The sequence below is a fragment of the Shinella sp. Sh6 genome (genome assembly GCF_055392685.1).
In genome coordinates this window covers 140904-166409 of the sequence record NZ_AP044007.1, presented here as the reverse complement: position 1 = coordinate 166409, position 25506 = coordinate 140904, and the positions used below count along the sequence as shown (strand labels likewise).

The 25506-nt window shown below is 67.0% G+C and carries 26 protein-coding genes; 13 read left to right on the top strand and 13 right to left on the bottom strand.

The genetic code is table 11. The features are described 5' to 3' along the window. The first annotated feature begins 111 nt into the window (after window positions 1–111). The 5 genes from ACZ5TO_RS22935 to ACZ5TO_RS22915 all read left to right on the top strand — a co-directional run bounded on the left by ACZ5TO_RS22935 (window position 112) and on the right by ACZ5TO_RS22915 (window position 5592). Complete coding sequence (locus tag ACZ5TO_RS22935; protein WP_464801268.1) at window positions 112–999, top strand: DMT family transporter; 888 nt, start codon at window positions 112–114, stop codon at window positions 997–999. A 177-nt stretch (window positions 1000–1176) separates the two neighbouring features. Then, the gene (locus tag ACZ5TO_RS22930) at window positions 1177–2091 is read left to right on the top strand and encodes an ABC transporter permease (RefSeq protein WP_464801267.1); all 915 of its coding nucleotides are present in this window, start codon (window positions 1177–1179) and stop codon (window positions 2089–2091) included. Window positions 2092–2094: 3 nt separating this feature from the next. Further along, the gene (locus ACZ5TO_RS22925; RefSeq protein WP_464801266.1) at window positions 2095–3021 is read left to right on the top strand and encodes an ABC transporter permease; all 927 of its coding nucleotides are present in this window, start codon (window positions 2095–2097) and stop codon (window positions 3019–3021) included. Further along, a complete protein-coding gene (locus ACZ5TO_RS22920; protein WP_464801265.1) occupies window positions 3014–4648 on the top strand; it encodes an ABC transporter ATP-binding protein in 1635 nt (544 codons plus the stop codon). The genes ACZ5TO_RS22925 and ACZ5TO_RS22920 overlap by 8 nt, the downstream gene beginning before the upstream one ends. Further along, a complete protein-coding gene (locus ACZ5TO_RS22915) occupies window positions 4645–5592 on the top strand; it encodes a 2-hydroxyacid dehydrogenase (RefSeq protein ID WP_464801264.1) in 948 nt (315 codons plus the stop codon). Before ACZ5TO_RS22920 ends, ACZ5TO_RS22915 begins: the two co-directional genes overlap by 4 nt. 6 nt (window positions 5593–5598) lie before the next feature. Here the strand turns inward: ACZ5TO_RS22915 and ACZ5TO_RS22910 are convergent, their stop codons facing one another. Then, on the bottom strand, window positions 5599–6315 hold the full coding sequence (locus ACZ5TO_RS22910) for a GntR family transcriptional regulator (protein ID WP_184142344.1): 717 nt from the start codon (window positions 6313–6315) through the stop codon (window positions 5599–5601). Window positions 6316–6457: 142 nt separating this feature from the next. On the opposite strand from ACZ5TO_RS22910, the gene araD reads away from it, so the two are divergent. From araD to ACZ5TO_RS22875, 7 genes are all read left to right on the top strand, one after another. Then, the gene (gene araD / locus ACZ5TO_RS22905) at window positions 6458–8194 is read left to right on the top strand and encodes an L-arabinonate dehydratase (RefSeq protein WP_464801263.1); all 1737 of its coding nucleotides are present in this window, start codon (window positions 6458–6460) and stop codon (window positions 8192–8194) included. 11 nt (window positions 8195–8205) lie between these two features. Beyond that, window positions 8206–9396, top strand: coding sequence for an L-talarate/galactarate dehydratase (locus ACZ5TO_RS22900; RefSeq protein ID WP_464801262.1), 1191 nt, complete (start codon window positions 8206–8208; stop codon window positions 9394–9396). Window positions 9397–9408: 12 nt separating this feature from the next. Continuing rightward, on the top strand, window positions 9409–10119 hold the full coding sequence (locus ACZ5TO_RS22895; protein WP_464801261.1) for a ribonuclease activity regulator RraA: 711 nt from the start codon (window positions 9409–9411) through the stop codon (window positions 10117–10119). 148 nt (window positions 10120–10267) lie between these two features. After that, window positions 10268–11173: a 5-dehydro-4-deoxyglucarate dehydratase gene (locus ACZ5TO_RS22890; protein ID WP_464801260.1), complete on the top strand. Its 906-nt coding sequence runs from the start codon at window positions 10268–10270 to the stop codon at window positions 11171–11173. Next, entirely contained in the window at window positions 11170–12078 is a 909-nt protein-coding gene (locus tag ACZ5TO_RS22885) for a dihydrodipicolinate synthase family protein (RefSeq protein WP_464801259.1), read from the top strand. Before ACZ5TO_RS22890 ends, ACZ5TO_RS22885 begins: the two co-directional genes overlap by 4 nt. A gap of 150 nt (window positions 12079–12228) precedes the next feature. Next, on the top strand, window positions 12229–13749 hold the full coding sequence (locus ACZ5TO_RS22880; protein ID WP_464801258.1) for an ABC transporter substrate-binding protein: 1521 nt from the start codon (window positions 12229–12231) through the stop codon (window positions 13747–13749). Window positions 13750–13811: 62 nt separating this feature from the next. Then, entirely contained in the window at window positions 13812–14876 is a 1065-nt protein-coding gene (locus ACZ5TO_RS22875) for an Ldh family oxidoreductase (protein WP_464801257.1), read from the top strand. A gap of 68 nt (window positions 14877–14944) precedes the next feature. On the opposite strand, the gene ACZ5TO_RS22870 is transcribed toward ACZ5TO_RS22875, so the two are convergent. The 9 genes from ACZ5TO_RS22870 to ACZ5TO_RS22830 form a co-directional block, all read right to left on the bottom strand. Then, complete coding sequence (locus tag ACZ5TO_RS22870; RefSeq protein WP_464801256.1) at window positions 14945–15721, bottom strand: MetQ/NlpA family ABC transporter substrate-binding protein; 777 nt, start codon at window positions 15719–15721, stop codon at window positions 14945–14947. Between the two features lie 45 nt (window positions 15722–15766). Then, the gene (locus ACZ5TO_RS22865) at window positions 15767–16435 is read right to left on the bottom strand and encodes a methionine ABC transporter permease (protein WP_464801255.1); all 669 of its coding nucleotides are present in this window, start codon (window positions 16433–16435) and stop codon (window positions 15767–15769) included. Next, the gene (locus tag ACZ5TO_RS22860) at window positions 16425–17504 is read right to left on the bottom strand and encodes a methionine ABC transporter ATP-binding protein (RefSeq protein ID WP_464801254.1); all 1080 of its coding nucleotides are present in this window, start codon (window positions 17502–17504) and stop codon (window positions 16425–16427) included. Before ACZ5TO_RS22860 ends, ACZ5TO_RS22865 begins: the two co-directional genes overlap by 11 nt. 199 nt (window positions 17505–17703) lie before the next feature. Continuing rightward, window positions 17704–18477, bottom strand: coding sequence for an amino acid ABC transporter ATP-binding protein (locus ACZ5TO_RS22855; RefSeq protein ID WP_184142322.1), 774 nt, complete (start codon window positions 18475–18477; stop codon window positions 17704–17706). Between the two features lies 1 nt (window position 18478). Next, on the bottom strand, window positions 18479–19141 hold the full coding sequence (locus ACZ5TO_RS22850; RefSeq protein WP_184142320.1) for an amino acid ABC transporter permease: 663 nt from the start codon (window positions 19139–19141) through the stop codon (window positions 18479–18481). Then, window positions 19141–19788: an amino acid ABC transporter permease gene (locus ACZ5TO_RS22845; protein WP_464801253.1), complete on the bottom strand. Its 648-nt coding sequence runs from the start codon at window positions 19786–19788 to the stop codon at window positions 19141–19143. The genes ACZ5TO_RS22850 and ACZ5TO_RS22845 overlap by 1 nt, the downstream gene beginning before the upstream one ends. Before the next feature lie 139 nt (window positions 19789–19927). Next, window positions 19928–20746, bottom strand: coding sequence for a transporter substrate-binding domain-containing protein (locus tag ACZ5TO_RS22840; protein WP_184142316.1), 819 nt, complete (start codon window positions 20744–20746; stop codon window positions 19928–19930). Window positions 20747–20810: 64 nt separating this feature from the next. Then, window positions 20811–21965: an acyl-CoA dehydrogenase family protein gene (locus ACZ5TO_RS22835; RefSeq protein WP_464801252.1), complete on the bottom strand. Its 1155-nt coding sequence runs from the start codon at window positions 21963–21965 to the stop codon at window positions 20811–20813. Next, window positions 21962–23134 (bottom strand): CaiB/BaiF CoA transferase family protein, encoded by a 1173-nt coding sequence (locus ACZ5TO_RS22830; RefSeq protein WP_464801251.1) that lies wholly within the window; start codon window positions 23132–23134, stop codon window positions 21962–21964. The genes ACZ5TO_RS22835 and ACZ5TO_RS22830 overlap by 4 nt, the downstream gene beginning before the upstream one ends. 123 nt (window positions 23135–23257) lie before the next feature. Between ACZ5TO_RS22830 and ACZ5TO_RS22825 the strand changes: the two genes are divergently transcribed. Then, window positions 23258–23974 carry a GntR family transcriptional regulator gene (locus ACZ5TO_RS22825; protein WP_464801250.1) on the top strand — a complete coding sequence of 239 codons (717 nt, stop codon included), beginning with the start codon at window positions 23258–23260 and terminating at the stop codon, window positions 23972–23974. A 3-nt stretch (window positions 23975–23977) separates the two neighbouring features. Here the strand turns inward: ACZ5TO_RS22825 and ACZ5TO_RS22820 are convergent, their stop codons facing one another. Genes ACZ5TO_RS22820 through ACZ5TO_RS22810 form a run of 3 tightly spaced genes read right to left on the bottom strand, consistent with a single transcriptional unit; the run spans window position 23978 to window position 25505 of the window. Continuing rightward, window positions 23978–24259 (bottom strand): DUF6522 family protein, encoded by a 282-nt coding sequence (locus tag ACZ5TO_RS22820; protein ID WP_464801249.1) that lies wholly within the window; start codon window positions 24257–24259, stop codon window positions 23978–23980. Then, window positions 24256–24723, bottom strand: coding sequence for a group III truncated hemoglobin (locus ACZ5TO_RS22815; protein ID WP_184142306.1), 468 nt, complete (start codon window positions 24721–24723; stop codon window positions 24256–24258). Before ACZ5TO_RS22815 ends, ACZ5TO_RS22820 begins: the two co-directional genes overlap by 4 nt. Beyond that, window positions 24720–25505 carry a DUF2189 domain-containing protein gene (locus ACZ5TO_RS22810; protein WP_184142304.1) on the bottom strand — a complete coding sequence of 262 codons (786 nt, stop codon included), beginning with the start codon at window positions 25503–25505 and terminating at the stop codon, window positions 24720–24722. Before ACZ5TO_RS22810 ends, ACZ5TO_RS22815 begins: the two co-directional genes overlap by 4 nt. Window position 25506 lies beyond the last annotated feature (1 nt).

The following is a 25506-nucleotide window of genomic DNA, read 5'->3' as shown; positions in this document are numbered from 1 at the left end:
ATTTGCGGACTGGTGTTCTTATATTTTAGTGTATAAGACGATCCGTAGCAGTGAGGAGAGCGCCATGAAATCCTGTCGATGCCTGTCCGTCATGGTTCGAGGCCGGATCCGATGAGCGGGCTCACGAGCGGCCAGCGGACGGGCGCCGCCGTCCTCATCATGGCGGCGGCGTCCATCCTGGCGGGGTTCGATGCGGTCATCGTGCGCATGCTCGCCGGCGGGGTGCATCCCTTCACCATCGCGTTCTTCCGGGCCCTGTTCGGCCTTTGCGCGGTGCTGCCCTTCATGATGCGCCGGGTCCAGCTTCTGGCCTCGCCCTATCGGGCGGCGCATGTCGTGCGGGCGGGGCTGAAGTTCGCCTCGCTCGTCGCCCTCTTCATCGCCTACGCCCATGCGCCGCTTGCCGATGCGACGGCGCTCAACTTCACCATGCCGATCTTCCTCACGCTCGGCGCCTGGCTCTTCCTCAAGGAGGAGGTGGCGCCCTCCGTCATCGGCGGCGTGCTTGCCGGCTTTGTCGGCGTCATGATCATCGTACGGCCGGGGGCGGGCACGTTCGACCCCTGGCTGCTCTTCGCGCTTGCCGGCGCGATCCTCACCGCCGTCAGCCAGTTGATGCTGCGGCGCATGGCGCTGCGCGACACGACGGACCGCCTCGTCGCCTGGAACCTCCTTGCCATGGTGGGGCTGGGGCTGCTGGCCGCCGTGCCGGTCTGGGTCACGCCGACGCCGATGCAGCTCGGCCTTCTCGCCCTGCAGGGCGTGCTCGGGGCGCTCAACATGACGCTGATCACCCGGGCCTTCGCCATGGCGAGCGCCTCCTATCTCGCGCCGCTCGATTTCCTGCGCCTGCCGGTCGTGGCCGTCATGGCCTTCCTGTTCTTCGGTGAGGTGGCGCCCGTGACGACCTGGATCGGCGCGGCGACGATCTTCGTCGCGACGCTCGCCGCCGCCGGCGGCGCGCGCCTTCGCCGGCGCCGCTTCGAGGACGAAGGCTGATGACGGTCAAAAAAACAGGTGCACAAAAATCTCAGATGCACTAATATATTACTCGGATGTGAGCTCGGACCGCGGTCCGTGCCCGCTCCTGAGGAGCCAATGAGCCGGAACGGCGGCTTTTGCGGGCACGATCCCGGAGAATGCCGTGCAACGAAATTCTCACTCGGGAGGAGTGATATGAAATCATTCATCAGCAAGCGGGCCCTTGCGAGCGGTGTCTCGCTGATAGGGCTCGTCGTGCTCGTGTTCTTTCTGTCGAGGCTGACGGGGGACCCGACCGATCTTTACCTGCCGCTCGACGCATCCACGGAAATGCGCGACCAGTTCCGCCAGATGCATGGTTTCAACGATCCGCTGATCGTGCAGTTCGGCCGCTATGTTGCCGATCTCGCCCGGCTCGATTTCGGCCAGTCGCTGCGCCAGGCGCGCCCGGCGATGGACGTGGTGCTCGAGGCGTTCGGCTGGACCTTCTGGCTCGCCGTCATCACCATGTCCTGCGTCACGCTGGCGGCCATCGTCATCGGCTCGCTCGCCGCCTTCCGCGTCGGCGGCATCTTCGACCGCATCGCCACCTTCTTCTCGCTGATCGGCGCCGCCGCGCCGGATTTCTGGCTCGCCATCGTGGCGATCGTCATCTTCGCGGTCAAGCTGCACTGGCTGCCGACCTCGGGAACGGGCACGCCCTGGCACTGGATCCTTCCCGTCTCCGTGCTCTTCATCCGCCCCTTCGGCCTCATCCTCCAGGTGGTGCGCGGCTCGATGATCGGCGTCCTCTCCTCCGCCTATGTCAAGACGGCCCGCGCCAAGGGCGTGCGCACGCCCGCCATCATCTTCGTGCACGGCCTGCGCAACGCCATGCTGCCGGTCATCACCGTCATCGGCGACCAGGCCGCGGCCATCCTCAACGGCGCCGTCGTGGTCGAGACCGTCTTCGGCTTTCCCGGCATCGGCAAGCTGATGATCGATTCCATCCTGCTGCGTGATTTTGCCGTCGTCCTCGCCGTCATCATGGTGTCGGCGCTGGCGATCTTCATCATGAACCTCCTGATCGACCTCGCCTATGCGCTGCTCGATCCCCGCATCCGGTATTGAGCGATGGCCATGACAGACACGCAAATCCTTTCCGGGCGAAAGCAGAGCGGGGCGCTCGGGCGCTGGTTCTCCATGCTGTGGGCCGACAAGCTCGCCTTCTTCGCCGCGCTCTTCCTCTTCGTCGTGCTGCTCTGTGCGATTCTCGGCCCGCATTTCCTGGATGCGTATGCCACCAAGCAGAACCTGCGCGGGCGAAACGCCCCGCCCTTCGACCTCACCCATGGCTGGGTCTACGTGCTCGGCGCCGATGCGCTCGGCCGGCCGCTCCTCGCCCGCATCGTGGTGGCGGCGCAGAACACCATGCTGGTCGCCGCGGGAGCCGTGGCGGCCTCCTCTGTCGTCGGGGCCGCGCTCGGGCTCGTTGCGGGCTACAGCCGGCGTTCGGCCGCCCAGTGGATCATGCGGCTCGGCGACGTCATCATGTCCTTCCCCTCGCTGCTGCTTGCCGTCATCGTGCTCTACATGCTGGAGCCGTCCGTCGCCAATATCGTGCTGGTGCTGGCGATCACGCGCATCCCGATCTACCTGCGCACCACGCGCGCCGAGGTGCTGGAAGTGCGCGAGCGCATGTTCGTGCAAGCGGCGACCGTCATGGGCGCCTCGCACCGGCGCATCGTCTTCCGCCATATCCTGCCGGTCATCCTGCCGACGCTGGTGACGATCGCCACGCTCGACTTCGCCTTCGTCATGCTGGCCGAATCCTCGCTCTCCTTCCTCGGCATCGGCATCCAGGCGCCGGAGATCACCTGGGGCCTCATGGTCAGCCAGGGCCGGCCCTATCTGACGAATGCCTGGTGGCTTTCCTTCTGGCCAGGCCTTGCGATCATCCTGACGACCCTGTCGCTGAACCTGCTGTCGAACTGGCTGCGCATCGCGCTCGATCCGGCGCAGCGCTGGCGCCTTGAAATGAGAGGCCGGAAAAATGGCTGAACACCTGCTTGAAGTGCGCGACCTCTCGGTCGAGTTCCACACCGCCGCCGGCACGGTCAAGGCCGTGCAGGACGTGAGCTGGCATCTCGACCGCGGCGAGACGCTGGCGATCCTCGGCGAGAGCGGTTCGGGCAAGTCCGTCTCCGCCTCGGCGATCATGAACCTCATCGACATGCCGCCGGGCAGGATCACCAGCGGCACGATTCTCTTCAACGGCCGCGACATGCTGGCGATGAGCGCGGAGGAGCGCCGGGCGATCAACGGTGCGCGCATCGCCATGATCTTCCAGGACCCGCTCGCCCATCTCAATCCCGTCTATACGGTCGGCTGGCAGATCACGGAGATGATGACGACCCACGGCGCTCCGCGCGAGGAGGCGCGCACGCGCGCGCTCGACCTCATGAAGCGCGTTGGCATCCCGCAGCCCGAGCTGGCGATGAACAAATATCCGTTCCAGTTCTCCGGCGGCCAGCGCCAGCGCCTGATGATCGCGATGGCGCTTGCCTGCAAGCCGGACATCCTGATCGCCGACGAGCCGACGACGGCGCTCGACGTGACGGTGCAGGCCCAGGTGCTGGAGCTTCTGGGCGAATTGCAGGACGAGACCGGCATGGGCCTCCTTCTCATCACCCACGACCTCGGCGTCGTCGCCGAGATCGCCGACCGGGTGGTGGTGATGAATTCCGGCTGCATCGTCGAATCCGGCAATGCCGCGGAAGTCTACCGCAACCCGCAGCACCCCTATACGAAGAAGCTGATCGACGCGGCGCCCGGCAAGGGCGAGATGCCGGACGAGCAGGAGCGCAAGGGCGAGCCGCTGCTTTCGGCCATCGGCCTGCACAAGACCTACGGCGCGTTCCATGCATTGAAGGGCGTCGACATCGCCATCATGCCGGGAGAGACCGTGGCGGTCGTCGGCGAGAGCGGATCGGGCAAGTCGACGCTGGCGCGGGCGATCCTGCGTCTCGACGATCCCAATTCGGGGCAGGTGCTCTATCGCGGCCGCGATCTCCTGGCGATGAGCCCCAGGGAGCTGTTCGGCCTTCGCCGCGACCTGCAGATGGTCTTCCAGGACCCGACGCAGTCGCTCAACCCGCGCATGACGGTGTTCCAGCTCATCTCCGAGGCCTGGGCCATCCATCCCGGCATCCTGCCGCGGGCGCGCTGGAAGGAACGGGTGGCCGAGCTCCTGGTCAAGGTCGGCCTGAAGCCGGACATGGCGGCGCGCTACCCGCACCAGTTCTCCGGCGGCCAGCGCCAGCGCATCGCGATTGCCCGGGCGCTCGCCATGGAGCCGAAGCTCATCGTCTGCGACGAGGCGGTGTCCGCCCTCGACGTCTCGATCCAGGCGCAGGTCATCGCGCTTCTCGACGGCTTGCGGCGCGAGTTCGGCCTGTCCTATCTCTTCATCGCCCACGACCTGCCGGTGGTGCGCGATTTCGCCGACCGTGTCGTCGTCATGAAGGACGGGGAAATCGTGGAGGAAGGGCCGGTGCGGCAGATCTTCGATGCGCCCGCCCATCCCTATACCCGCGCGCTTCTCGCCGCGAGCCTCGATCCCGATCCGGAAATCCAGGCCGCCCGCCGTGCCGCCCGCAACCTCGAAGAAGGACTTGAAATAGCATGAAGCCCGATGTTCTGGTCGCCTATCCCCTGCGTCCCCGCCAGATGGAGATGCTGGAAAAGACCTATACGGTGCACCGTCTCGACCTGCTGAAGGGCGAGGCGCGCGAGGCGATGCTGGCCGAGGTCGGCCCGCGCTGCACCGCCATGGTGGTCAACGGCCATGTCGCCATCGACGACGCGTTCCTCGCAAGACTGCCCGCGCTGAAGATCGCCGCCTGCTCCTCGGCCGGCTTCGACCAGATGGACGTTGCGGCGATGACCCGGCGCGGCATCACGCTCACCAACACGTCGGACGTGCTGCTGAACGATGTCGCGGACATGGCGCTGCTCCTGATGCTGGCGGCGCGCCGCCGGCTGGTGGTCGGCGACCGTTATGTCCGCTCGGGCGACTGGGGCCGCAAGGGCATGATGCCGCTGACCACCTCGACCTCCGGCAAGAAGGCGGGCATCGTCGGGCTCGGACGCATCGGCCTTGCCATCGCGCGGCGCTGCGAGGCCCTCGGCCTGACGATCGGCTACTACGGCCGATCGAAGAAGGCCGGCAACGACTACGCCTATTTCGACGATCCGGTGAAGCTGGCCGCCTGGGCGGATATCCTCATCGTCGCGACGCCGGGCGGGGCGGAGACGGAGAAGCTGATTTCCGCGGACGTGCTCGACGCGCTCGGGCCGGAAGGCAGCCTCGTCAACATCTCGCGCGGCACGGTGGTCGACGAGCCGGCGCTGATCCGCGCCCTCCAGGAGGGACGCATCGCGTCGGCCGGGCTCGACGTCTATCTCAACGAGCCGAACCCGGACCCGGCCTTCGCCGCGCTCGACAATGTCGTGCTCTATCCGCACCATGCCAGCGGCACGGAGGAGACGCGCGACCGGATGGCCCAGCTCGTCATCGACAACCTTGCGGCCTTCTTCGCCGGCAAGCCGCTGCTGACGCCCGTGAACTGACGGGCGTCAGGCGGCGAAGTAGTGCGGGAACTCCGCGCGCAGGTCCTCGACCTTGGAGACCGTGCGGCTGAGATGATCGCGGATGGCGGCGATGGCGGCAGTCTCGTCGCCGGCCGCGATCGCCTCGACGATGGCGCGATGCCCGTCGAGGATGTTGATGATCTTGCCCTTCTCGGGAAGGTGCAGGCGGCGGATGCGCTCCAGGTGGCCGGAGCGCTCGCGGATGAGCTGATGCAGGCCGCTGCGCCTGACGCCGGCAAACAGCGTCTGGTGGAACAGTTCGTCCAGTTCCTGGAAGATCGAGAGCTGCTCCGGGTCGTCGGCGACGGCTTCCTGCATCTTGATGATCGAGCGCGCCCGCATGACCGTCGGGGAATCGGGCTCCAGCGCAAGGCGGCGGCAGACTTCCGTCTCCAGCGCGACGCGCAGGAAATGCGCCTCGTAGATCTGCGGCACGTCGATGCGTGTGACGACGGTGCGCGACTGCGGATAGATGCGCACCAGCCCTTCCTGCTTCAAAAGCTGCATCGCCTCGCGGATCGGCGTCTGGCTCACCTCGTAGGTCTCCGTCAGCTCCGTGCGCGAAAGCGTCGTGTCCGGCGGAAGCTGGATGGTGATGATCCGCTTGCGCAGGTCGTCATAGACCCGCTGGACGGTGCTGCCGGCGACCGAGGGAAAGCCGGAAGGGGCAAGTCCGAATGTCTGGGCAAGCGATGTGTTCATGGGATGATCCTTTTCGCTCAGTGTTAGCCGGGCCGCAACTCATACACAAGAATAGAAATATAGGTGTTGATATAGATGTCGAACTGAAATATTAGTATGGATGATGAGGCGCGGCAATGGTCTGCCGCGAAAGGAGACGGACATGACCGGGAGGAAAACCTACGAGGAGCTGCGCTCGGCGCGCTGGATGATGCCGGACGACCAGCGGTCGTTCGGGCACCGCTCACGCACGATGCAGATGGGCTACTCGCCGGAGGACTGGCAGGGAAAGCCGATCATCGCGATCATCAACACCTGGTCGGATGCCCAGCCCTGCCACATGCATTTCCGCGAGCGCGTGGACTGGGTGAAGCGCGGCATCCTGCAGTCGGGCGGCTTTCCCATGGAGCTGCCGGCGCTCTCGCTGTCGGAGAATTTCGTCAAGCCGACGACCATGCTCTACCGCAACATGCTGGCGATGGAGACCGAGGAGCTGCTGCGCTCCCACCCCATCGACGGCGCGGTGCTGATGGGCGGGTGCGACAAGACCACCCCGGCGCTGGTCATGGGCGCGGTCTCGATGGGCATTCCCTTCGTCTATCTTCCGGCCGGCCCCATGCTGCGCGGCAACTATGCCGGCAAGACGCTGGGCTCGGGTACGGACGGCTTCAAGTACTGGGACGAGCGGCGCGCCGGCACCATTTCCAAGGAGGAATGGCAGGGCATCGAGGGCGGCATCGCCCGCAGCTACGGCCATTGCATGACCATGGGCACCGCCTCCACCATGACGGCCATCGCCGAGGCGCTGGGGCTGACCCTGCCGGGCGCCTCCTCGATCCCGGCGGCGGACGCCAACCACCAGCGCATGTCGGCCGCCTGCGGCCGGCGCGTCGTCGAGATGGTCTGGGAGGATCTGACGCCCGACAGGATCCTCACCGCGGCCGCCGTCAACAATGCGGTGACGGTCGCCATGGCAACGGGCTGTTCGACCAATGCGATCATCCATCTCATCGCCATGGCGCGCCGCGCCGGCATTCCGCTGGAACTCGACGACCTCGACCGCATCGGCCGCACGACGCCGGTGATCGCCAATATCCGCCCCTCCGGCACGACCTACCTCATGGAAGACTTCTTTTATGCGGGCGGGCTTCGCGCGCTGATGAAGCAGCTCGGCGACAAGCTGGACCCGACCGCCATCACCGTCACCGGCCGGCCGCTCGTGGAAGGGCTGGAGGACGTCAAGGTGTGGAACGACGACGTGATCCGGCCGCTCTCCAATCCCGTCTACCACGAGGGCTCGCTTGCCGTCCTCAAGGGCAATCTCGCGCCCGACGGCGCGGTCATCAAGCCGGCGGCCTGCGATCCGAAATTCCACCGCCATCGCGGCCCGGCGCTCGTTGCCGACAGCTATGCCGAGATGAAGAAGATCATCGACGACCCGGATTATCCGCTGACGCCCGACACGGTGCTGGTGCTGCGCAATGCCGGCCCGCAGGGCGGCCCCGGCATGCCGGAATGGGGCATGATCCCGATGCCCAAGGCGCTCTTGAAGCTCGGCCTTCGCGACATGGTACGCATTTCCGATGCGCGCATGTCCGGCACGAGCTTCGGGGCCTGCGTGCTGCATGTCTCGCCGGAAGCCTTCGTCGGCGGGCCGCTCGCCCTTTTGAAGACCGGCGACATCGTCGAGCTCGACATTCCCGCCCGCAGCCTCGACATGCTGGTGGCGGAGGACGAGCTGGCGGCGCGCCGCGCGGCCTGGCGGGCGCCCGAGCCCCGCTACGAGCGCGGCTACGGCTTCATGTTCACCAAGCATATCGAGCAGGCCGACAAGGGCTGCGACTTCGATTTCCTGCGCACCGAGTTCGGCGGCAAGACGCCGGAACCGGCGATCAACTGAGGAAGAGGGCCATGTTCAATCCCGATGTCCGCGTCATTCCCGCCCAGCCGCCGAAGGCCGGCTTTGCGGCAGGGCCTGCCAAGCTGGACGCCATCCGCTCCGTCAAGCTGTCGCTCGCCTACCTGCCGCTCGCCCGGCCGATCAGCGACGCCAAGGTGCTGACGGGCCGGCAGAAGCCGCTTACCGAAGTCGCCTTCCTCTTCTGCGAGATCGTCTCGGAAGCCGGCCATGAGGGCCTCGGCTTCAGCTATTCCAAGCGCGCCGGCGGGCCGGGCCTCTACGCCCATGCCTGCGAGATCGCGGAAAACCTCATCGGCGAGGACCCGAACGACACCGCCCGGCTCTGGGACAAGCTCTGCTGGGCGGGCGCCTCGGTCGGCCGCTCCGGCATCGCCACGCAGGCCATCGCCGCCATGGACATCGCGCTCTGGGACCTGAAGGCCAAGCGCGCCGGCCTGCCGCTCGCAAAACTCCTCGGCGCGCATCGCGACAGCGTCGCCTGCTACAACACTTCGGGCGGCTTCCTGTCGTCCAGCGTGGAGGAGATCTGCGCCGCCATCGACCTTTCGCTCGCGGCCGGCATCGGCGGCATCAAGATCAAGGTCGGCCAGCCGGACCCCATGGAGGACCTGCGCCGCCTCGATGCGGTCACCAGCCATCTTTCCGGCCGCGCACCGCTGATGGTCGACGCCAACCAGCAATGGGACCGCACGACGGCGCTGCGCTTCGGCCGGCTGGTCGAGCCGCTGAACCTCGAATGGATCGAGGAGCCGCTCGACGCCTACGACGCCGAAGGCCACGCCGCGCTCGCCCGCGAGCTTGCGACACCCATCGCGACCGGCGAGATGCTTGCCAGCGCTGACGAGCACATGGCGCTCATCAAGGCCGATGCGGTAGATTTCATCCAGCCCGACGCGCCGCGCGTCGGCGGCATCACGCCGTTCCTGCGCATCTGCACGCAGGCCGAGGCCAAGCGCATGCGCCTTGCCCCGCATTTCGCCATGGAAATCCACCTGCACCTCGCCGCCGCCTATGCGCACGAGCCCTGGGTGGAGCATTTCGACTGGCTGGCGCCGCTCTTCAACGAGGCGCTCGAGATCAGGGACGGCCGCATGATCGTGCCGCCGCGCCCCGGCCTCGGCTGCTCCTTGACGGGCAAGGCGCGCGACTGGACCGTCGAAACCCGCAGCTTCGGCCATTGAGGAGGAGGAACCATGAAACCCGAAACCCGCGAAAAGCTGATGGGCGTCTCCGTCGCGACCCTGTGCTCGGCGCTCTACAAGCGCGGCCTCAAGAACCAGACGATCCAGGACGTGCGCCCCGTGCGGACGAAGGGCCGCAACATGGTCGGGCCTGCCTTCACGCTGCGCTACATGCCGGCGCGCGAGGACCGCAATCCCATGTCGATCTTCCGTGATCCGAAGCACCCGCAGCGCGTGGCCATCGAGACGTGCCCCGAGGGCGCCGTGCTCGTCATGGACAGCCGCAAGGACCCGCGCGCGGCCTCGGCCGGCGATATCCTCATCACGCGCCTCATGGTGCGCGGCGGGGCAGGGGTGGTGACCGACGGCGGCTTCCGCGATTCCATGACCATCGCCGAGCTCGACATCCCCGCCTATCACAACCGCCCGTCCAGCCCGACGAACCTGACGCTGCACGAAGCCATCGACATCAACGTGCCGATCGGCTGCGGCGACGTCGCGGTGTTTCCCGGCGACGTGGTGGTGGGCGACGACGACAGCGTCATCATCATCCCGCAGGAGATCGCCGACGAGATCGCCGATGAGGCCGTCGAGATGACCGCTTACGAGGACTTCGTCGTCGAGCGGGTGAAGGCGGGCCACACCATCGTCGGCCTCTATCCGGCGACGGACGAAAGCAATCTTACGCTGTTTGCTGAATGGCGGGCCGCGAACGGCCGCTAGGCCGGGCGCACAGCCGAAAGAAAGACAGTCTGGGTCCGGAGCCGCGCGTTCCGGCCGTGAGGACCCGCGTGCCGCGGTTCCTCCAGCTTAGGAATTTTCCCGCCGCTCTTCCCCGCGAAGACCGGCGCAACCGAATGAGGAGAACATCATGATCGCCCCCACCGACCTGCGCGAGATCATCCGCAACGGACTCCTGTCCTTCCCCGTCACGCCGTTCGATGCCGAGGACCGCTTTTCGCCCAAGCCGTTCGCGGCGCATCTCGAATGGCTCTCCTCCTATCCCGTCGCCGGCCTCATCGTCGCCGGCGGCACGGGCGAGCTCTTCTCGCTGACGCCGGGCGAGGTGGTCGAGGTCGTCCGGACGGCGCGCGCCGTCTCGAAGGACGCGCCGGTCATCGCCGGCTGCGGCTACGGCACGCGCATCGCCTGCGACATGGCGCGCGAGATCGAGGCGGCCGGCGGCGACGGCATCCTGCTCCTGCCGCACTACCTCACCGAGGCACCGCCGGAAGGCATCGCCGCGCGCATCCGCGCCGTCTGCAAGGCGACCAGCATGGCCGTCATCGTCTATAACCGCGGCCAGGCCCGCGTTTCCGCCGACCAGCTCGCGAAACTCGCCGACGAATGCCCGAACCTCATCGGCTTCAAGGACGGCACGGGCGACATCGACACGGTGCGCCGCGTGACGGTGATGCTCGGCGACCGCCTTTCCTATATCGGCGGCATGCCGACGCACGAGCTCTTCGCCCAGGCCTATCGCGGTGCGGGCATGCCGACCTATTCCTCGGCGGTGTTCAACTTCGTGCCGGAGACGGCCTTGAAGTTCCACGGCGCCTTCCTTGCCGGCGACGATGCGACCTGCGAGCAGATGCTGCGCGATTTCTACTATCCCTTCGCCCGCATCCGCGACCGCAAGACCGGCTATGCCGTCTCGGCGGTCAAGGCCGGCGTTCGCCTGCGCGGCTTTGCGGCCGGCCCGGTGCGCGCTCCCCTCACCGACCTCACCGAGGAGGAGGTCGACATGATGCGGCAGCTCATCGAGTCCACCAAATGACGCCGGCTCCGTTGAGAGAGGCGCTTGCGGGCATCTCCGGCATCCTGGTGACGCCGTTCGATGCGGACGACCGCATCGCGCCGGCGCGCCTGCGGCCGATCCTCGACCGGGCGCTCGCCGCCGGCCTGCATGTGCCGGTGGTCAACGGCAATACCGGCGAGTTCTATGCGCTGGCGGTCGACGAGGCCGAGGCGATGATCGGCGAGGTCTGCGGACTGGTCGACGGCCGCGCGCCGGTTCTTGCCGGTGTCGGGCGCTCGGTGAAGGAGGCCTGCCGCCTTGCCGCCGCGGCGCGGCGGGAGGGTGCGGCGGGCCTGATGATCCACCAGCCGCCCGATCCCTTCGCCTCGCCGCGCGGCGTTACCGACTATGTGCGGCGGGTGGCGGAAGCGGCGGACGGCCTGCCGGTCATGCTTTACCTCCGTAACGACGCCATCGGGACGGCCGCCATTGCGGAGCTCTGCGCCGTGCCCGGCGTCGTCGGGGTCAAATGGGCGACGCCCAACCCGATGAAGCTTGTCGAGGCCATCGCCGCCTGCGACCCGGCCATCCTCTGGGTCGGCGGCCTTGCCGAGGTCTGGGCGCCCGCGCTCTACGCCGTCGGCGCGCGGGGCTTCACCTCCGGCCTCATCAATGTCTGGCCGGAGCGCTCGCTCGCCATCCTTACCGCGCTCGACGGCGGCGACTATGCCGGCGCCCGCGCGCTCATCGCCGACATGGCGCCCTTCGAGGCGGTGCGGGCGATGGAGCTCAACGGCACCAATGTCACCGGCGTCAAGGCGGCGCTTGCCGCCATGGGCACCGACTGCGGCCCCACGCGCCCGCCGGCTTCCTGGCCGCTGACGGCCGAGCAGCAGGCGGTTCTGGAGCGCTTTCTGAAAGCCAACCGACTCATCCACGCTTGAAATAGGAGGTAAATTGAAATATTAGTATGCATGTGCATAAGATGATCCGCAATTCGGAGGGGAATTGCCGTTCGGATCATCACCACGGCCTCAAGGTCTGATTTTCATCATGGAAAGAGGCGTCCCGCGGGACGCAGGGAGGAGACCGAAATGAAACTCCGCATGGCAGCTTTCTGCCTTTCAACCACCGCACTGGCGTTCTGCGCCGTCCCCGCAATGGCACAGGACAAGAGCAAGGACGTGGCGATCGTGCTTGCCGAAACCGTCGACGTCGTCGAGCCCTGCATGGCCGCACGCCAGGATGTCGGCCGCGTCATCTCCGAGAACGTCAACGAGATGCTCGTCGAGTTCGACTATGTGAACGGCGGCCTCAAGCCGCGCCTTGCCACCGAATGGTCGCAGGTCGACAATGACACCTGGGAGTTCAAGCTGCGGCCGGGCGTCAAGTGGCACGACGGCAAGGAATTCACCGCCAAGGACGTGCAGTTCACCATCGAGCGCAACAAGAACGCCAAGTTCAGTTGCGAGGTCGGCGGCAAGTATTTCGGCGGCACCGAGTTCAGCTTCGAAAGCCCCGATCCGCACACGATCCGCATCACGACCAACCCTGCCCAGCCGATCCTTCCGCTGCTGATGACCGTCATGCCGGTGGAATCGGCCGATGCGACGCCGGCCGACGAATTCACGCGCAAGCCGGTGGGCACGGGTCCCTACACGTTCGACAACTGGGAAGTCGGCCAGTCGATCACCCTCAAGCGCAACCCGGACTATTGGGGCGACCAGCCGGCCGTCGAGAAGGCGACCTATCTCTTCCGGTCCGACAGTGCCGTCGCCGCTGCCATGGTCGGGGCGGGCGAAGCCGATATCGTGCCCTCGATTGCGCTCCAGGACGCGACGAACAAGGAAACGGACTTCGCCTATCCCAACTCGGAAACGACGTCGCTGCGCATCGACACGCGCATCGCGCCGACCAACGACCGGCGCATCCGCGAGGCGATGAACCTTGCGATCGACCGGCAGGCCATGATCGGCACGCTCTTCCCCGAACAGGCGAAGATCGCGACCCAGCTCGTCGTGCCGACCACCATCGGCTACAACGCCGATATCCCGGTCTGGCCCTACGATCCGGACAAGGCCAGGAAGCTGGTGGAGGAAGCCAAGGCCGACGGCGTGCCGGTCGACACGCAGATCCGCATCATCGGCCGCAACGGGCAGTATCCGAACGCCACCGAGGCGATGGAAGCCATCATGGCGATGCTCCAGGACATCGGCCTCAACGTGAAGCTCGACATGTACGACGTGTCGGTGTGGAACAACTACTTCGTCGCGCCCTATGTCGCCGATTCCGGCCCGACGCTGACCCAGTCGCAGCATGACAACGCCACCGGCGACCCGGTCTTCACCGCCTTCGTGAAATATGCCTCGGAAGGGGCCCATTCGATGGTGCGCGACCCGGCGGTCGACGCCCTCATCGAGAAGGCGACGACGGCGACGGGCGACGAGCGCACCAAGCTGTGGAAGGAGCTGTTCGCCAAGGTGAACGAGGAGATCATCGCCGATATCCCGATGTTCCACATGGTCGGCTTCACCCGCGTCTCGCCGCGTCTGGACTTCAAGCCGACGATTGCGGCAAACTCCGAACTCCAGCTTGCCCAGATCAAGTTCAAATAGAAAGCCATCCGCGGGCCGGCTGAGGCCGGCCCGCGCTTCGACAGAGAAAGAACGGATCTTCCATGCCCCTTATCGACCAGCGCGCCCTGACGGGTTTCGTCGAACACATGCTCGCCCGCGTCGGCATGGAGGCCGACAAGGCCGCGGCGACCGCCGAAATCCTCGTCGAGGGTGACATGATCGGTCATGAGACCCACGGCGTTGGCCTCCTGCACTGGTATCTCGAAGCCATCGAGGAAGGCTCGATGGCAAAGGCCGGCAGCTACGACGTGGTGGCCGACAGGGGCGCGACCTTCGTGTGGGACGGCAATCTCCTGCCGGGGGCCTGGCTGCTGACCAAGGCGCTCGACCAGGCCTGCGAGCGGGTCGCCGACCATGGCATCGTCGCGGCTGCCATCCGCAACTGCCATCATACCTGCGCCCTTTCGGCCTTCATGCGCCGCGTCACCGAGCGCGGCTACATCGTCCAGCTTTCCGTCTCCAATCCCGGGGCCGCGCGCGTCGCGCCCTATGGCGGCACGAAGCCGCTCCTGACGCCCAACCCGATGGCGGCGGGCTATCCCACCTCGGGCGATCCGATCCTCATCGACGTCTCGTGCTCGATCACCACGACGACGATGACGCAGACGCTCGCCAAGCGCGGCGAGAAGTTCCCGGGCGACTGGGCGCTTACCGCCGCTGGCGAGCCGACCGACGAGCCGCGCGAGATCACCGAGCGCGGCGGCACGATGATGCCGCTCGGCGGCGTCGACAAGGGACACAAGGGCTTCGGCCTCGCCCTCATGGTGGACATCATGGGGCAGGGCCTTTCCGGCAAGGGCAGGGCGAACACGCCTGCCGGCACCTTCGCCCAGAGCGCTTATCTCCAGGTCATGGACCCCGCCTTCTTCGCCGGGCTCGATGCCTTTACCGCCGAGGCGGACTTCACCGCCGAGGCCTGCCGCAGCAACCCGCCGGCGCCCTGGAACAAGGGGGCCGTGCGCGTGCCCGGCAACAGCGCGGCGAAGAAGCGCCGGGCGGCGCTGGAGAAGGGCGTGCCGGTCGGCGATGCCGCGTGGGAAAAGCTTCGCCGCGACGCCGAACGGCTCGGCGTCGCCATGCCCGCGCCGCAGCCGGCGGCCGGCTGACCGGTCCTGAAACGACAACGCCCTGCCGTTCGGCAGGGCGTTGCTTTTTTGGGCGATGAGCCCGACTGTTACCAGGAAGCGATGATCGCGCCCTTGTAATGGTCGGTGATGAAGGCCTTGATGCTGTCGTCGTGATAGGCTTCGACAAGCGTCTTCACCCACGGAGCGTCCTTGTCGGCGCTGCGCACGACGATCACGTTGGCATAGGGTGACTCACTGCCTTCGATGGCGATGGAATCCTTCGTCGGGTTGAGGCCGGCTTCCAGCGCGTAGTTCGTGTTGATGACGGCGGCGTCCACGTCGTCCAGCGAGCGGGGAAGCTGGGCGGCGTCGAGCTCGGAGATCTGGATGTTCTTCGGGTTCTCGACGATATCGGCCGGGCCCGCCTTCAGGCCGGCATCCGGGTTGACCTTGATGAGGCCTTCCTTGGCGAGGACGAGGAGGGCGCGGCCGCCGTTCGTCGGGTCGTTCGGAATGGCGACGGTCGCGCCGTCGGCAAGCTCACTGAGGCTCTTCACCTTCTTGGAATAGACGCCCATCGGCGTGGTGATCGTCTTGCCGACGGCAACGAGATCGAAGCCGCGGTCGGCGATCTGGTTGTCGAGATAGGGCTGGTGCTGGAAGGAATTGGCGTTGAGGTCGCCGTCGGCCAGCGCCTGGTTCGGCACGACGTAGTCGGAGAATTCCAGGATCTCGATATTGAGGCCCTTCTTGGCGGCGATGTCCTTGACCTTCTCCATGATCTCGGCGTGTTCGCCGGGCGTGACGCCGACCTTGATGTCTTCGGCGAGCGCCGGAACGCTGATGAGGGCGGCAAGCGCCGCCGTGGCGAGGAACTTCAACATGTGTATCTCCTTGATATTACATGGCTTGGGAGGGGAGGAGGAAAATCAGCCCTTGCGGTTGCGCTTGTCGAAGCTGCGGGCAAGGGCGTCGCCCGCGCTCTGGACGAGCTGGACGAGGACGATGAGGACGACGACCACGGCCAGCATCACGTCCGGCATGAAGCGCTGGTAGCCGTAGCGGATGCCGAGGTCGCCGAGCCCGCCGCCGCCGACCGCCCCGACCATGGCCGAATAGCCGATGAGGCTGACGATGGTCATGGTGAAGGCGAGCAGGATGGCCGGCCGCGCCTCGGCGAGCAGCACCTTGAAGACGATCTGCATGGGCGTTGCGCCCATGGCGCGGGCGGCCTCGATCAGCCCCTTGTCGATCTCACGGATCGCCGCTTCAACGAGGCGCGCGAAGAAGGGGATGGTGGCGATGGTCAGCGGCACGATGGCCGCCGTGGTGCCGATCGACGTGCCGGTGAGGAGCCGCGTGAAAGGGATGATCGCGACGACGAGGATGATGAAGGGCGTCGAGCGGGCGGCGTTGACGATGAGCCCGACCGCCCGGTTGAGCGCCGGCGCGGGGAAGAGCTCGCCCTTGCCGCTGGTGGCGAGGAAGATGCCGATCGGCAGGCCGATCAGCGAGCCGAGAAGGCCCGAGGCGGCCACCATCTGCAGCGTCTGGAGCAGCGATTTCCACAAAAGGTCGATCAGCATTTCAGGCGACATAGCCGAGCACCTCCGTGGCAAGGCCGGTTTCGGCATAGAAGCGGTCGGCGCGCGCGACGACCTCGGGCGTTGCCGGATAGGCGACGACGAGCGTGCCGAAGGGCTCGCCCGCGATCTCCTCGATGGCGCCGGCAAGGATGTTGACGTTGCCGCCGATCTCGGTGACGAGCCGGGCCGTCAGCGGCTCGAAGGCCGTCGCGCCGAAGAAGGTGAGCCGCACGAGGACGCGGTCGCCGGCGGCGGGTTCGGGCTTGATGCCCGAGCGCAGCCATTCCGGCAGCGTGGTGCCGAGGGCGGAGGAAAGGAGGATGCGCGTCGTCTCGTGCTGCGGGGCGGTGAAGATGCCGAAAGTCGGCCCCTGCTCGACGATGCGGCCCCTGTCGATGACGGCGACATGCGAGGCGATGGTCTTCACCACCTCCATCTCGTGGGTGATGAGGAGCACGGTAAGGCCGAGCTCGGCATTGATCTGCTTGAGGAGCGCGAGGATCGACTGCGTCGTTTCCGGGTCGAGCGCCGAGGTCGCCTCGTCCGACAGCAGCAGCTTCGGCGAGGTGGCAAGCGCCCGGGCGATGCCGACGCGCTGCTTCTGGCCGCCGGAAAGCTCGGACGGATAGCGCTCGGCCTTGTCGCCGAGGCCGACGAGGTCGAGGAGGGGGCCGACCTTGGCGCGGATCGCGGCCCGGTCGAGCCCGGCGATCTCCAGCGGCAGGGCGATGTTGTCGAAGGCGGTGCGCGAGGAGAGCAGGTTGAAGTGCTGGAAGATCATGCCGACTTCGCGGCGAAGGGTGCGAAGGCCCGTCTCGTCCAGCCTGCCGACCTCGGTTCCGTCCACCACGACCTTGCCGGACGTCGCCTTCTCCAGGCCGTTGACGAGGCGGATGAGGGTGGACTTGCCGGCGCCCGAGCGGCCGATGATGCCGGTGATCGCACCGCGGCCGACGGCCATGTCGACGCCGTCGAGCGCGACGAAGGCGTTCTCGCCCTCGCCGAAGCGCTTGGTCGCGCCCGCAAAGAGCACCATGGGGGCGGATTGCGCCTCGTCCTTCGAGGCGGTGGGAAGTGTCATTTTCAGCTCACGCTTTCAGTCAGGTCGCCCGACGGGATAGCATCGCCACTCCGCGATGCGAAGACGGCAGGGAGCGACCCTGCGTCACAGGCGACGGGCACAGGTTTGCCCCGCGCCGCCGCAATTTGACAGAAATGGAATTCCTAAAAATTCCGCGTTGCGGGAATATCGTCGTCGGACGCCCGCCGCAAGGCCGCTCCTAGAAGCTGTTGCGCTCGTGATAGGTGCGCAGGAACGACTGGATGCGGGCGTCCTCGGGATGGTGCAGGATGCGGTCGGGGCTGTCGACGCCGACGAGCTCGCCCTTCTCCATGAAGACGACCTGGTCGGCGACATGGGCGGCAAAGCCCATCTCGTGCGTGACGACCACCATGGTCATGCCCTCGCTCGCCAGCGTCTTCATGACGTTCAGCACCTCGCCGACCAGTTCCGGGTCGAGCGCCGAGGTCGGCTCGTCGAACAGCATCAGCCGCGGCTCCATGGCGATGGCGCGGGCGATGGCGACGCGCTGCTGCTGGCCGCCCGAAAGGCGCGAGGGGTGGTTCGCCATCTTGTCGGCAAGGCCGACCTTGGCGAGCGCGTCGGCGGCGCGCCGGTGCGCCTCGCTCTTCGACAGGCCCCGCACGCGGATCAGCCCTTCGGCGACGTTCTCGCGGGCGGTCATGTGCGGCCACAGGTTGAACTGCTGGAACACCATGCCGATCGAGCGGCGCATCTCGCGCAGCTTCCGGCCGGGCATCTTCTTTCCGGGCGCTTCGTAGCCGATCATCGTGCCGTCGATCAGTACCTCGCCGGAATCGTATTCCTCCAGGAAGTTGACGCAGCGCAGCAGCGTGGACTTGCCCGAGCCGGACGGGCCGATGAGGCAGGTCACCTTGCCCGGCGGGATGACGAGGTCGATGTCCTTCAGCGCGTGGAAGGTGCCGTAGTGCTTGTTGACCTTGCGGATTTCGACGGAGGATGCGGAAACCATCTCAGGTCCTTTCGACGAGGTGTTTGGTGATGCGCGCCTCGAGCCAGCGGCCGGCATTCGAGATGGCCTCGACGAGCGCCCAGAAGAAAAGCGCCAGGACGAGGTTGGCTTCGAGGTAGCGGAAGGTCTCGGTCGACATGCGCTGGACCTGGTACATCAGTTCGGGAACGGTGATGATGGACAGGATGACCGTTTCCTTGGTGAGGATGATGGAAAAATTCACCAGTGCCGGCAGCGAGGAGACGAGGCCGAGCGGCAGCAGGATGCGGCGCACGATGGAGGCCTCTGTCATGCCGATGGCGCGGGCGGCCTCGATCTGGCCGTGCGGCACGGCGCGGAAGCCCGAGCGGAAGATTTCCGCGAAATAGGGGCTGCCGTAGACGGTGAGGCCGAGGAGGCCGGCCGGCAGCGCGTCGAGCCGGAGGCCGACCAGCGGGCCGCCGTAATAGAGCACGAAGAGCTGCACGAGGAAGGGCGTGCCGCGGATGATCTCGACATAGACCTGGATGACCCGGTTCAGCCAGCGCGCGCCGTAGCGCTGGGCAAGGGCGAGGACAAGGCCGAGCGCCATGCCGAAGACCGTGCCCAGCAGCCAGCACAGGATCGTCGTGCCGAAGCCGCTGAGAAGGCCGGGGCCGTATTGCTGCAGGATGCTCCAGTCCATCAGATAGCCGTCCTGTGTTCGAGATAGCGACCGAGCACCGCAAGGCACAGGTTGATCAGGAGGTAGATGCAGGCGGCCGCGATATAGACTTCGAGCGGCCGGAAGGTGGTCGCGGCCTGCGCCTGGCTGGCGCGGGTGATTTCGAGGATGCCCACCACGGAGACCAGCGAGGAGGCCTTCACGAGGAGGATCAGTTCGTTGATGAGGGCGGGGAGCGACAGGTTGAAGGCCTGCGGCAGGATCACCCGGATCCACACGTCCTGCGGGGTCATGCCGATGGCGATGGCGGCTTCCGACTGGCCCTTCGGCAGGGCGGCGATGGCGCCGCGCCAGATCTCCGAGATATAGGCGCTGGCGCAGATGCCGACGGTCACGACCGCCGCCACCATGGCCGGCACGTCGAGGCCGATCACCGGCAGCGTGTAGTAGAAGACGAGAAGCTGGACGAGAAGCGGCACGCCGCGCAGGAAGCTGACCCAGAGCATGGCGAAGCGGCGAAGCCAGACATAGGGCGACAGCCGCGCCGCGCAGACCAGCGTTCCGATCACGAGCCCGAGCCCGATGCCCAGCACCGAGATCAGCAGCGTGTAGCGCGCCGCCCAGAACAACGGGCCGAAACTTTCCAGGAAGACGGAGATGGAGAACATGGCCCCTCGCGGTGGTTCGGCGCGCCGCCGGCCTTTCCGGGCGCGCAAACGCTCTATCTTTCCGGGCCGCAAACCGCAACGCTTCGCAGCGGCCGGGCCGGAAGGCGGGCGGGGCGCAAGGCCCCGCCCGCGGCTTTTCTTACTTGGTCGGCACTTCGCGCGGCAGCTCGGTGTAGGCGCCGAGCCACTTTTCCTGGATGGCCTTGATGCGGCCGTCGTCGGTCATCTTCAGGAGGGCGTCGTTGACGGCCTTGACGAAGCTGTCGCTGTCGGCGTCCTTGCGGGCGACCCAGGCGAAGTAGGTCGGCTGGCCGAAGGAAGCCGGCTCGAACAGGGCGAAGCTCTCCGGACGGTTCTTCACGAGGTAGGTGAGGTTCGGCAGCGAGCCGGCGACGGCGTCGAGGCGGCCGGCGGCAAGGTCGGCATAGGCTTCGTCGGTCGTGCCGTATTCCTTCACGGTCACGCCGCCCAGCTCCTTGCCGTAGGCTTCGAGCTGGCGGAACTGCGCGGTGCCCTGCTGGACGCCGACGGTCTTGCCCTTGATGTCCTCGGGCTTGTTCAGGTCCTTGTTGCCGGCGGCCTTGACCAGCGAGACGGTCGCATCGGCGATCGGCAGCGAGAAGGCGTAGCGCTCGAGGCGCTCCGGCGTGATGGTGACCGGCGCGATGACGATGTCGAACTTCTTGACTTCGAGGCCCGGCAGCTCGGCCGTCCACGGAATGTCCTGGTAGACCGGCTCGACGCCGAGTTCCTTGCTGACGCCGTCGAAGAGGTCCTTCGTCATGCCGTCATAGGTACCGTCGACCAGCATGTCGAAGGGGGCGTAGTGCATGTCGGTCGCCGTGACGATCTTGCCGGCAGCCTTGATGTCGGCGAGCTGGTCGGCAAGGGCGGGGCCGGCAAGTGCAAGGGCCGCGACGCCGAACAGCATGGATTTCAACGTTTTCGAAAGGGTCATTTCATCCTCCTGGTTAGACTCTGGTTGGTTGGTATTCAATGCGTGTCCGGCGCACCGTCGAACGTCACGCTAGCATATTGCCGGCGATGATAATGCGCTGGATTTCACTTGATCCCTCGTAAATCCGCATGATGCGCAGATCCCGATTGATCCGCTCGATGGGGAAGTCGCGGGTATAGCCGTAGCCGCCGTGAAGCTGCAGCGCGGTATCGGCCACTTTGGCCGCGGCCTCCGAGGCCGCGAGCTTGGCCATGGAGGAGGCGAGTGTGAAGCGGCCGCCCTCGTCATGGGCCTTCTGGCGCTGGCGCGCGGCGTCCTGCGAGAGCAGCAGGGCGGAACGGTAGGCGACGCCCATGTCGGCGATCATCCAGCGGATGCCCTGCCGCTCGCTGAGCGGCTGGCCGCCGATCACGCGCTCCTTCGTATAGGCGATGGCGGAGATCATGGCCGCCTCGGCAAGGCCGAGGCACTGGGCGGCGACCTCGATGCGGCCGTTGTCGAGCACCTGCATGGCGGTGCGGAAGCCACGGCCTTCCTCGCCGAGAAGCGCGTCTTCCGGCAGGTGGCAGTCGATGTTGAGCGTGAAGACATGGCCGCCCTTGAGGCCCATGGTCTTTTCCGCCGGCCCGGCCTCAAGGCCGGGCGTGCCCTTGGGCAGGATGAAAGCGGAAATGCCGCGATGGGCCTTTTCCGGGTCCGTGACGGCGTAGAGTACGATGAAATCCGCCACCCCACCGTTCGAGATGAAGCATTTCGTGCCCTTGACGTGCCAGCCGGCATCGGTGCGGCGCGCGCGGGTCTTCATGTCGGCGGGGTCGGAGCCGGCGCCCGGCTCGGTGAGCGCGAAGGCGCCAAGTGCCGCGCCGCTGGCCGCCTTCGGCAGCCATTCCCGCTTCTGCGCCTCGCTGCCGCCGATGAGGATGGAATCGGTCGCAAGGTAATGGGCCGTCAGCGCCGAGGCGGTGGAGCCGCACGCGCCGGCGACGATGGAGACCGCGCGCAGGAAGGCCGGCGCGGAAATGCCGCTGCCGTCATACTCTTCCGGCAGGTTCGCGCCCATCATGCCGACCTCGCCGAGGATTTTTAGCTGGCGGTGGACGAAGGCGGAGGTCTCGTCCGTCTCGTGGGCGAGGGGGGCGATCTGCTCGGCGCAGACGCGGGTCAGCACGTCGCAGAACAACGCCTCTTCCTCGGAAAGCATGTGCCAGTCGTCGCTCATCGGGTCTGCTCCAGTCCGAATTCTTTCAGGATTGCGGCGATGTCGCCGCCAAGGCGCGGGGCGGAGGTGGCGGCGGCAGGCTTCTTCCCGTCGAAAAGCACCGGCTGGCCGATTGTCGGGGCCGTGCCGAGCACCGGATGCGGCAGGTGGCTGACGAGGCCGCGGGTGGCGGCATGTTCGTTGCCGGCGGCCTGCGCGATATCCCAGATCGGCGCGGCCGGCAGGCCTGCGGCGGAGAGGGCGGCGACGGCCTCTTCGGTCGTCAGGCCGCGCGACCAGGCCTCGATCAGCGCCTTCAGCTCCGGCTCGTGTGCCGTGCGGCTCTCGTCGCTGGCAAAGCGCGGGTCGCCTGCCGCTTCCGGCGCTCCGATCAGCGCGGCGAGGACGGCGAACTGCTTGCCGCTGAGGACGGCGATCACCACCTGGCCGTCCTTCGTCGCGAAACAGCCGAAGGGGGTGGAGAGCGGATGGCGGTTGCCGACCCGCTGCGGCAGGGCGCCGGCATAGAAATGCAGCGCATGGCTGGTGGTCAGCATGGAGAAGAGGGCGTCGTACATGGCGACGTCCAGCGACGCACCCTGTCCCGTCCGCTCGCGCTGCACCAGCGCGGCCATGATCGACCAGCTCGCGAAGAGCCCGGCGACGAGGTCGGCGATGCTTTCGCCGGTCTTCAGCGGCGCGCCGCCTTCCTCGCCCGTGCCGGCCATCAGGCCGGACATGGCCTGCACCACGAGGTCGTAGGCCGGCAGGTCCTTGAAGGGGCCTTGCTGGCCGAAGCCGGAGATGGAGCAATAGACCAGCCGGGCGTTTGCCGCGCGCAAGGTCTCGGCGCCGAGGCCGAGCCGTGCGGCGACGCCGGGGCGGAAATTCTCGACCACCACGTCGACGCGCCCGGCAATGGCCTGCGCAGTCGCCTGGTCCTCGGGGTCCTTGAGGTCGAGCACGAGGCTCTTCTTGCCGCGGTTGTTCAGGGTGAAGAGGGCGCTTTCGCCGTCGCGGAACGGGCCGATATGGCGATAGTCGTCGCCGGCCGGCGGCTCCAGCTTGATGACCTCGGCGCCGAGATCGGCGAGCAGCGCGGTGCAGTAGGGGCCTGCCAGAACGCGGGAAAGATCCAGCACCTTGATGCCGGCAAGAGGCGCGGACGCCTTGTCGCACGATGCCTGCATGTGATGCGCCCTCCCAGCCGATCCACGCTAATATGTATAAACATAACACTTCATATGTCTAGACATATTTTTGTGCTATGTGTGAATCCACCGGTGTGCATCGACCGGCAGGGGGAGGGGCGGATGACCGGAAAGCGATCAGGTTCCGCGGTCGCCAAGGCGCAGGCCATCGCCGCCGAGGTGCGGCGGCGCATCGTCGAGCGCCAATGGCGCCATGGCGACCGCATCCCGGACGAGGCGGACCTCGCCATCGAATTCGACGCCGCGCGCGCGACCGTCAACAAGGCCCTGCAGATGCTGGCGGACGAGGGGTTTCTGGATCGCCGCCGCCGCGCGGGAACGCGCGTCGCCATCCATCACAAGGCGGTCTTCGCCATTCCCGTCGTGCGCGAGCAGGTCGAGCAGGCGGGCATGGCCTACAGCCATCGGGTGGTCGCGCACCGGCAAAGCCCCATCCCCGCGGAGATCGCCGCGCGGCTCGCCCTGCCGGAGGGCGAGGTGCTGGTTCACATGCGGGCCGTGCACTACGGCGACGGGCGGCCGTTCCAGATCGAGGACCGCTGGCTGAATCCGCAGGCCGTGCCGGGGCTGGAGAAGGTGGACCTCGGCCGGTTCAACGCCAATGAATGGCTGGTGCTCAACACGCCCTACCTGCACGCCGACCTCGCCTTCTCGGCAGAGAACGCCGACCGGCGGGACGCGCGGCTGCTCGGGGCGCGTCACGGCGAGGCGCTTCTGGTCCTCCATCGCACGACATGGAACGACCTCGGCCCCATCACCACCGTGCGCGTCGCTTTCCATCCGGGGCATTTCGTCAGCACCGAGGGGCGTTCGGGATAGACTTTAACGAGGCGCCTGCGCGGAAAGCACGTCGACCTGCTGGGCGCCGACGGTGCCGTCGGCCTCGACGACCGCCCGCCAGCGGCGGTTGCCGCAGCGCACGGAAAGCCGCCAGCGGCCCTCGTCCTCACCTTCGCCGCGCTCGACCCGCGAGGCGACGAGGCCGCGGCGCATGTAGTCGCGCAGCGTCTGCGTCGGCCAGCCGAAGCGATCGGCCAGCAGGTCCGCCGGCAACACGAACTCGCCCTCCGCATCGCGGGCGAGCGTGAGCGGTCCTTTCGTCATGACAACGCCTCCCGCGAGATCGGCACGATGCCGGTGGTATCCGTGCCGCGGTGGAAGGCGATGGCGAGGCGGAAGGAATGGGCGATGCGCAGCGCCCGGTCGAGGAAGAGGTCGGCGACCTCCGGCGGGCAGAGCCGTTCGACCGTGGCGCGGAAGAGCGAAAGCCAGCGGTGGAAATGCTCCTGCCCGAGTTCGGGGATGGCGAGATGCGGCGGCAGCGGCCGGCCGTCGTAGCGGTCGGTGCGCAGCAGCGTGGCGGACCAGAAGTCGCACATCTTGGCGAGGTGCACCGGCCAGTCTTCCGGCGCGATCACGCCGTTGAAGATCGGGCCGAGCAGGTCGTCCTTGCGGATCTCGTCGTAGAAGCCGTGCACGACGGCGTGGACCATCGCCTCGTCGAGCACTTCCGGCAGGAGCTTGCCGTCGATGACCACGGTGCGGGCGGGAGCGGGCCTTCCTCTCATCGGATCGCCCTGTAGCTGTGCCAGGTGCCGTGGCCGAGCAGCGGGAAGATCACGATGAGGCCGAGGAGCCCCGTCGCAAGGCCGATGAGGGTGAGGACAAGCACGATGGCGCCCCAGGCGAGCATGACCGGCAGGTTGCGGAAGACGAGCGAGATGCTGGTGCCCATGGCGGTGAAGGCGTCGGTCTTCTCCGCCAGCAGCATGGGGATGGCGAAGGTGCTGATGGCGAAGGAGAAGGCGGCGAAGAGCCCGCCGACGGCGGTGCCGACGACGAGCATGCCGAGCCCTTCCGGCGTCGAGGTGAGCATGGCGACGATGTTGTCGAGGCCGGGGAAGGGGCGAAGCCCGACGAAGAGCGCGTAGATGATGACGGCCGCGCGCATCCAGACCAGCATCAGAAGGCACAGGATCGCGCCGGTAAACCAGACCTGCGCGCCCGACTGCGCCTTGACGAAGACCATGCGCGCAAGGCTCGGCTGGATGCCCGCCTCGAGATCCTGGCTCTTGCGGTAGAGGCCGATGGCCACCAGCGGGCCGACCACCATGAAGCCGGCAAGCGCCGGGAAGAGGATATAGTCCAGCTCCATGCGGAAGAGGCACCAGACGACCGCCGCCGACAGGAGGAAGACGGCAAAGCCGTAGACGAGGCTCGGCAGCGGGGTGCGCCAGAGGTCGCGCCAGCCGGCGGCAAGCCAGCCGAAGGCCGCGCCGGCCGGCAGGTGGCGGCGGCGCTGCTCGGCGAGCGGCAGCGGGGCGTCAGCGATCTTTTCGCTCGTGGCCATG

Excerpts from the sequence above, each read along its gene's own strand:
- ACZ5TO_RS22860 (WP_464801254.1), bottom strand. The coding sequence starts at position 17,504 with ATGACACTTCCCACCGCCTCGAAGGACGAGGCGCAATCCGCCCCCATG.
- ACZ5TO_RS22835 (WP_464801252.1), bottom strand. The coding sequence starts at position 21,965 with ATGAGCGACGACTGGCACATGCTTTCCGAGGAAGAGGCGTTGTTCTGC.
- ACZ5TO_RS22875 (WP_464801257.1), top strand. The coding sequence starts at position 13,812 with ATGCCCCTTATCGACCAGCGCGCCCTGACGGGTTTCGTCGAACACATG.
- ACZ5TO_RS22935 (WP_464801268.1), top strand. The coding sequence starts at position 112 with ATGAGCGGGCTCACGAGCGGCCAGCGGACGGGCGCCGCCGTCCTCATC.
- ACZ5TO_RS22845 (WP_464801253.1), bottom strand. The coding sequence starts at position 19,788 with ATGTTCTCCATCTCCGTCTTCCTGGAAAGTTTCGGCCCGTTGTTCTGG.
- ACZ5TO_RS22855 (WP_184142322.1), bottom strand. The coding sequence starts at position 18,477 with ATGGTTTCCGCATCCTCCGTCGAAATCCGCAAGGTCAACAAGCACTAC.
- ACZ5TO_RS22870 (WP_464801256.1), bottom strand. The coding sequence starts at position 15,721 with ATGTTGAAGTTCCTCGCCACGGCGGCGCTTGCCGCCCTCATCAGCGTT.
- ACZ5TO_RS22850 (WP_184142320.1), bottom strand. The coding sequence starts at position 19,141 with ATGGACTGGAGCATCCTGCAGCAATACGGCCCCGGCCTTCTCAGCGGC.
- ACZ5TO_RS22895 (WP_464801261.1), top strand. The coding sequence starts at position 9,409 with ATGAAACCCGAAACCCGCGAAAAGCTGATGGGCGTCTCCGTCGCGACC.
- ACZ5TO_RS22830 (WP_464801251.1), bottom strand. The coding sequence starts at position 23,134 with ATGCAGGCATCGTGCGACAAGGCGTCCGCGCCTCTTGCCGGCATCAAG.
- ACZ5TO_RS22925 (WP_464801266.1), top strand. The coding sequence starts at position 2,095 with ATGGCCATGACAGACACGCAAATCCTTTCCGGGCGAAAGCAGAGCGGG.
- ACZ5TO_RS22880 (WP_464801258.1), top strand. The coding sequence starts at position 12,229 with ATGAAACTCCGCATGGCAGCTTTCTGCCTTTCAACCACCGCACTGGCG.
- ACZ5TO_RS22920 (WP_464801265.1), top strand. The coding sequence starts at position 3,014 with ATGGCTGAACACCTGCTTGAAGTGCGCGACCTCTCGGTCGAGTTCCAC.
- ACZ5TO_RS22815 (WP_184142306.1), bottom strand. The coding sequence starts at position 24,723 with ATGAGAGGAAGGCCCGCTCCCGCCCGCACCGTGGTCATCGACGGCAAG.
- araD (WP_464801263.1), top strand. The coding sequence starts at position 6,458 with ATGACCGGGAGGAAAACCTACGAGGAGCTGCGCTCGGCGCGCTGGATG.
- ACZ5TO_RS22810 (WP_184142304.1), bottom strand. The coding sequence starts at position 25,505 with ATGGCCACGAGCGAAAAGATCGCTGACGCCCCGCTGCCGCTCGCCGAG.
- ACZ5TO_RS22840 (WP_184142316.1), bottom strand. The coding sequence starts at position 20,746 with ATGACCCTTTCGAAAACGTTGAAATCCATGCTGTTCGGCGTCGCGGCC.
- ACZ5TO_RS22915 (WP_464801264.1), top strand. The coding sequence starts at position 4,645 with ATGAAGCCCGATGTTCTGGTCGCCTATCCCCTGCGTCCCCGCCAGATG.
- ACZ5TO_RS22885 (WP_464801259.1), top strand. The coding sequence starts at position 11,170 with ATGACGCCGGCTCCGTTGAGAGAGGCGCTTGCGGGCATCTCCGGCATC.
- ACZ5TO_RS22820 (WP_464801249.1), bottom strand. The coding sequence starts at position 24,259 with ATGACGAAAGGACCGCTCACGCTCGCCCGCGATGCGGAGGGCGAGTTC.
- ACZ5TO_RS22930 (WP_464801267.1), top strand. The coding sequence starts at position 1,177 with ATGAAATCATTCATCAGCAAGCGGGCCCTTGCGAGCGGTGTCTCGCTG.
- ACZ5TO_RS22890 (WP_464801260.1), top strand. The coding sequence starts at position 10,268 with ATGATCGCCCCCACCGACCTGCGCGAGATCATCCGCAACGGACTCCTG.
- ACZ5TO_RS22865 (WP_464801255.1), bottom strand. The coding sequence starts at position 16,435 with ATGTCGCCTGAAATGCTGATCGACCTTTTGTGGAAATCGCTGCTCCAG.
- ACZ5TO_RS22825 (WP_464801250.1), top strand. The coding sequence starts at position 23,258 with ATGACCGGAAAGCGATCAGGTTCCGCGGTCGCCAAGGCGCAGGCCATC.
- ACZ5TO_RS22900 (WP_464801262.1), top strand. The coding sequence starts at position 8,206 with ATGTTCAATCCCGATGTCCGCGTCATTCCCGCCCAGCCGCCGAAGGCC.
- ACZ5TO_RS22910 (WP_184142344.1), bottom strand. The coding sequence starts at position 6,315 with ATGAACACATCGCTTGCCCAGACATTCGGACTTGCCCCTTCCGGCTTT.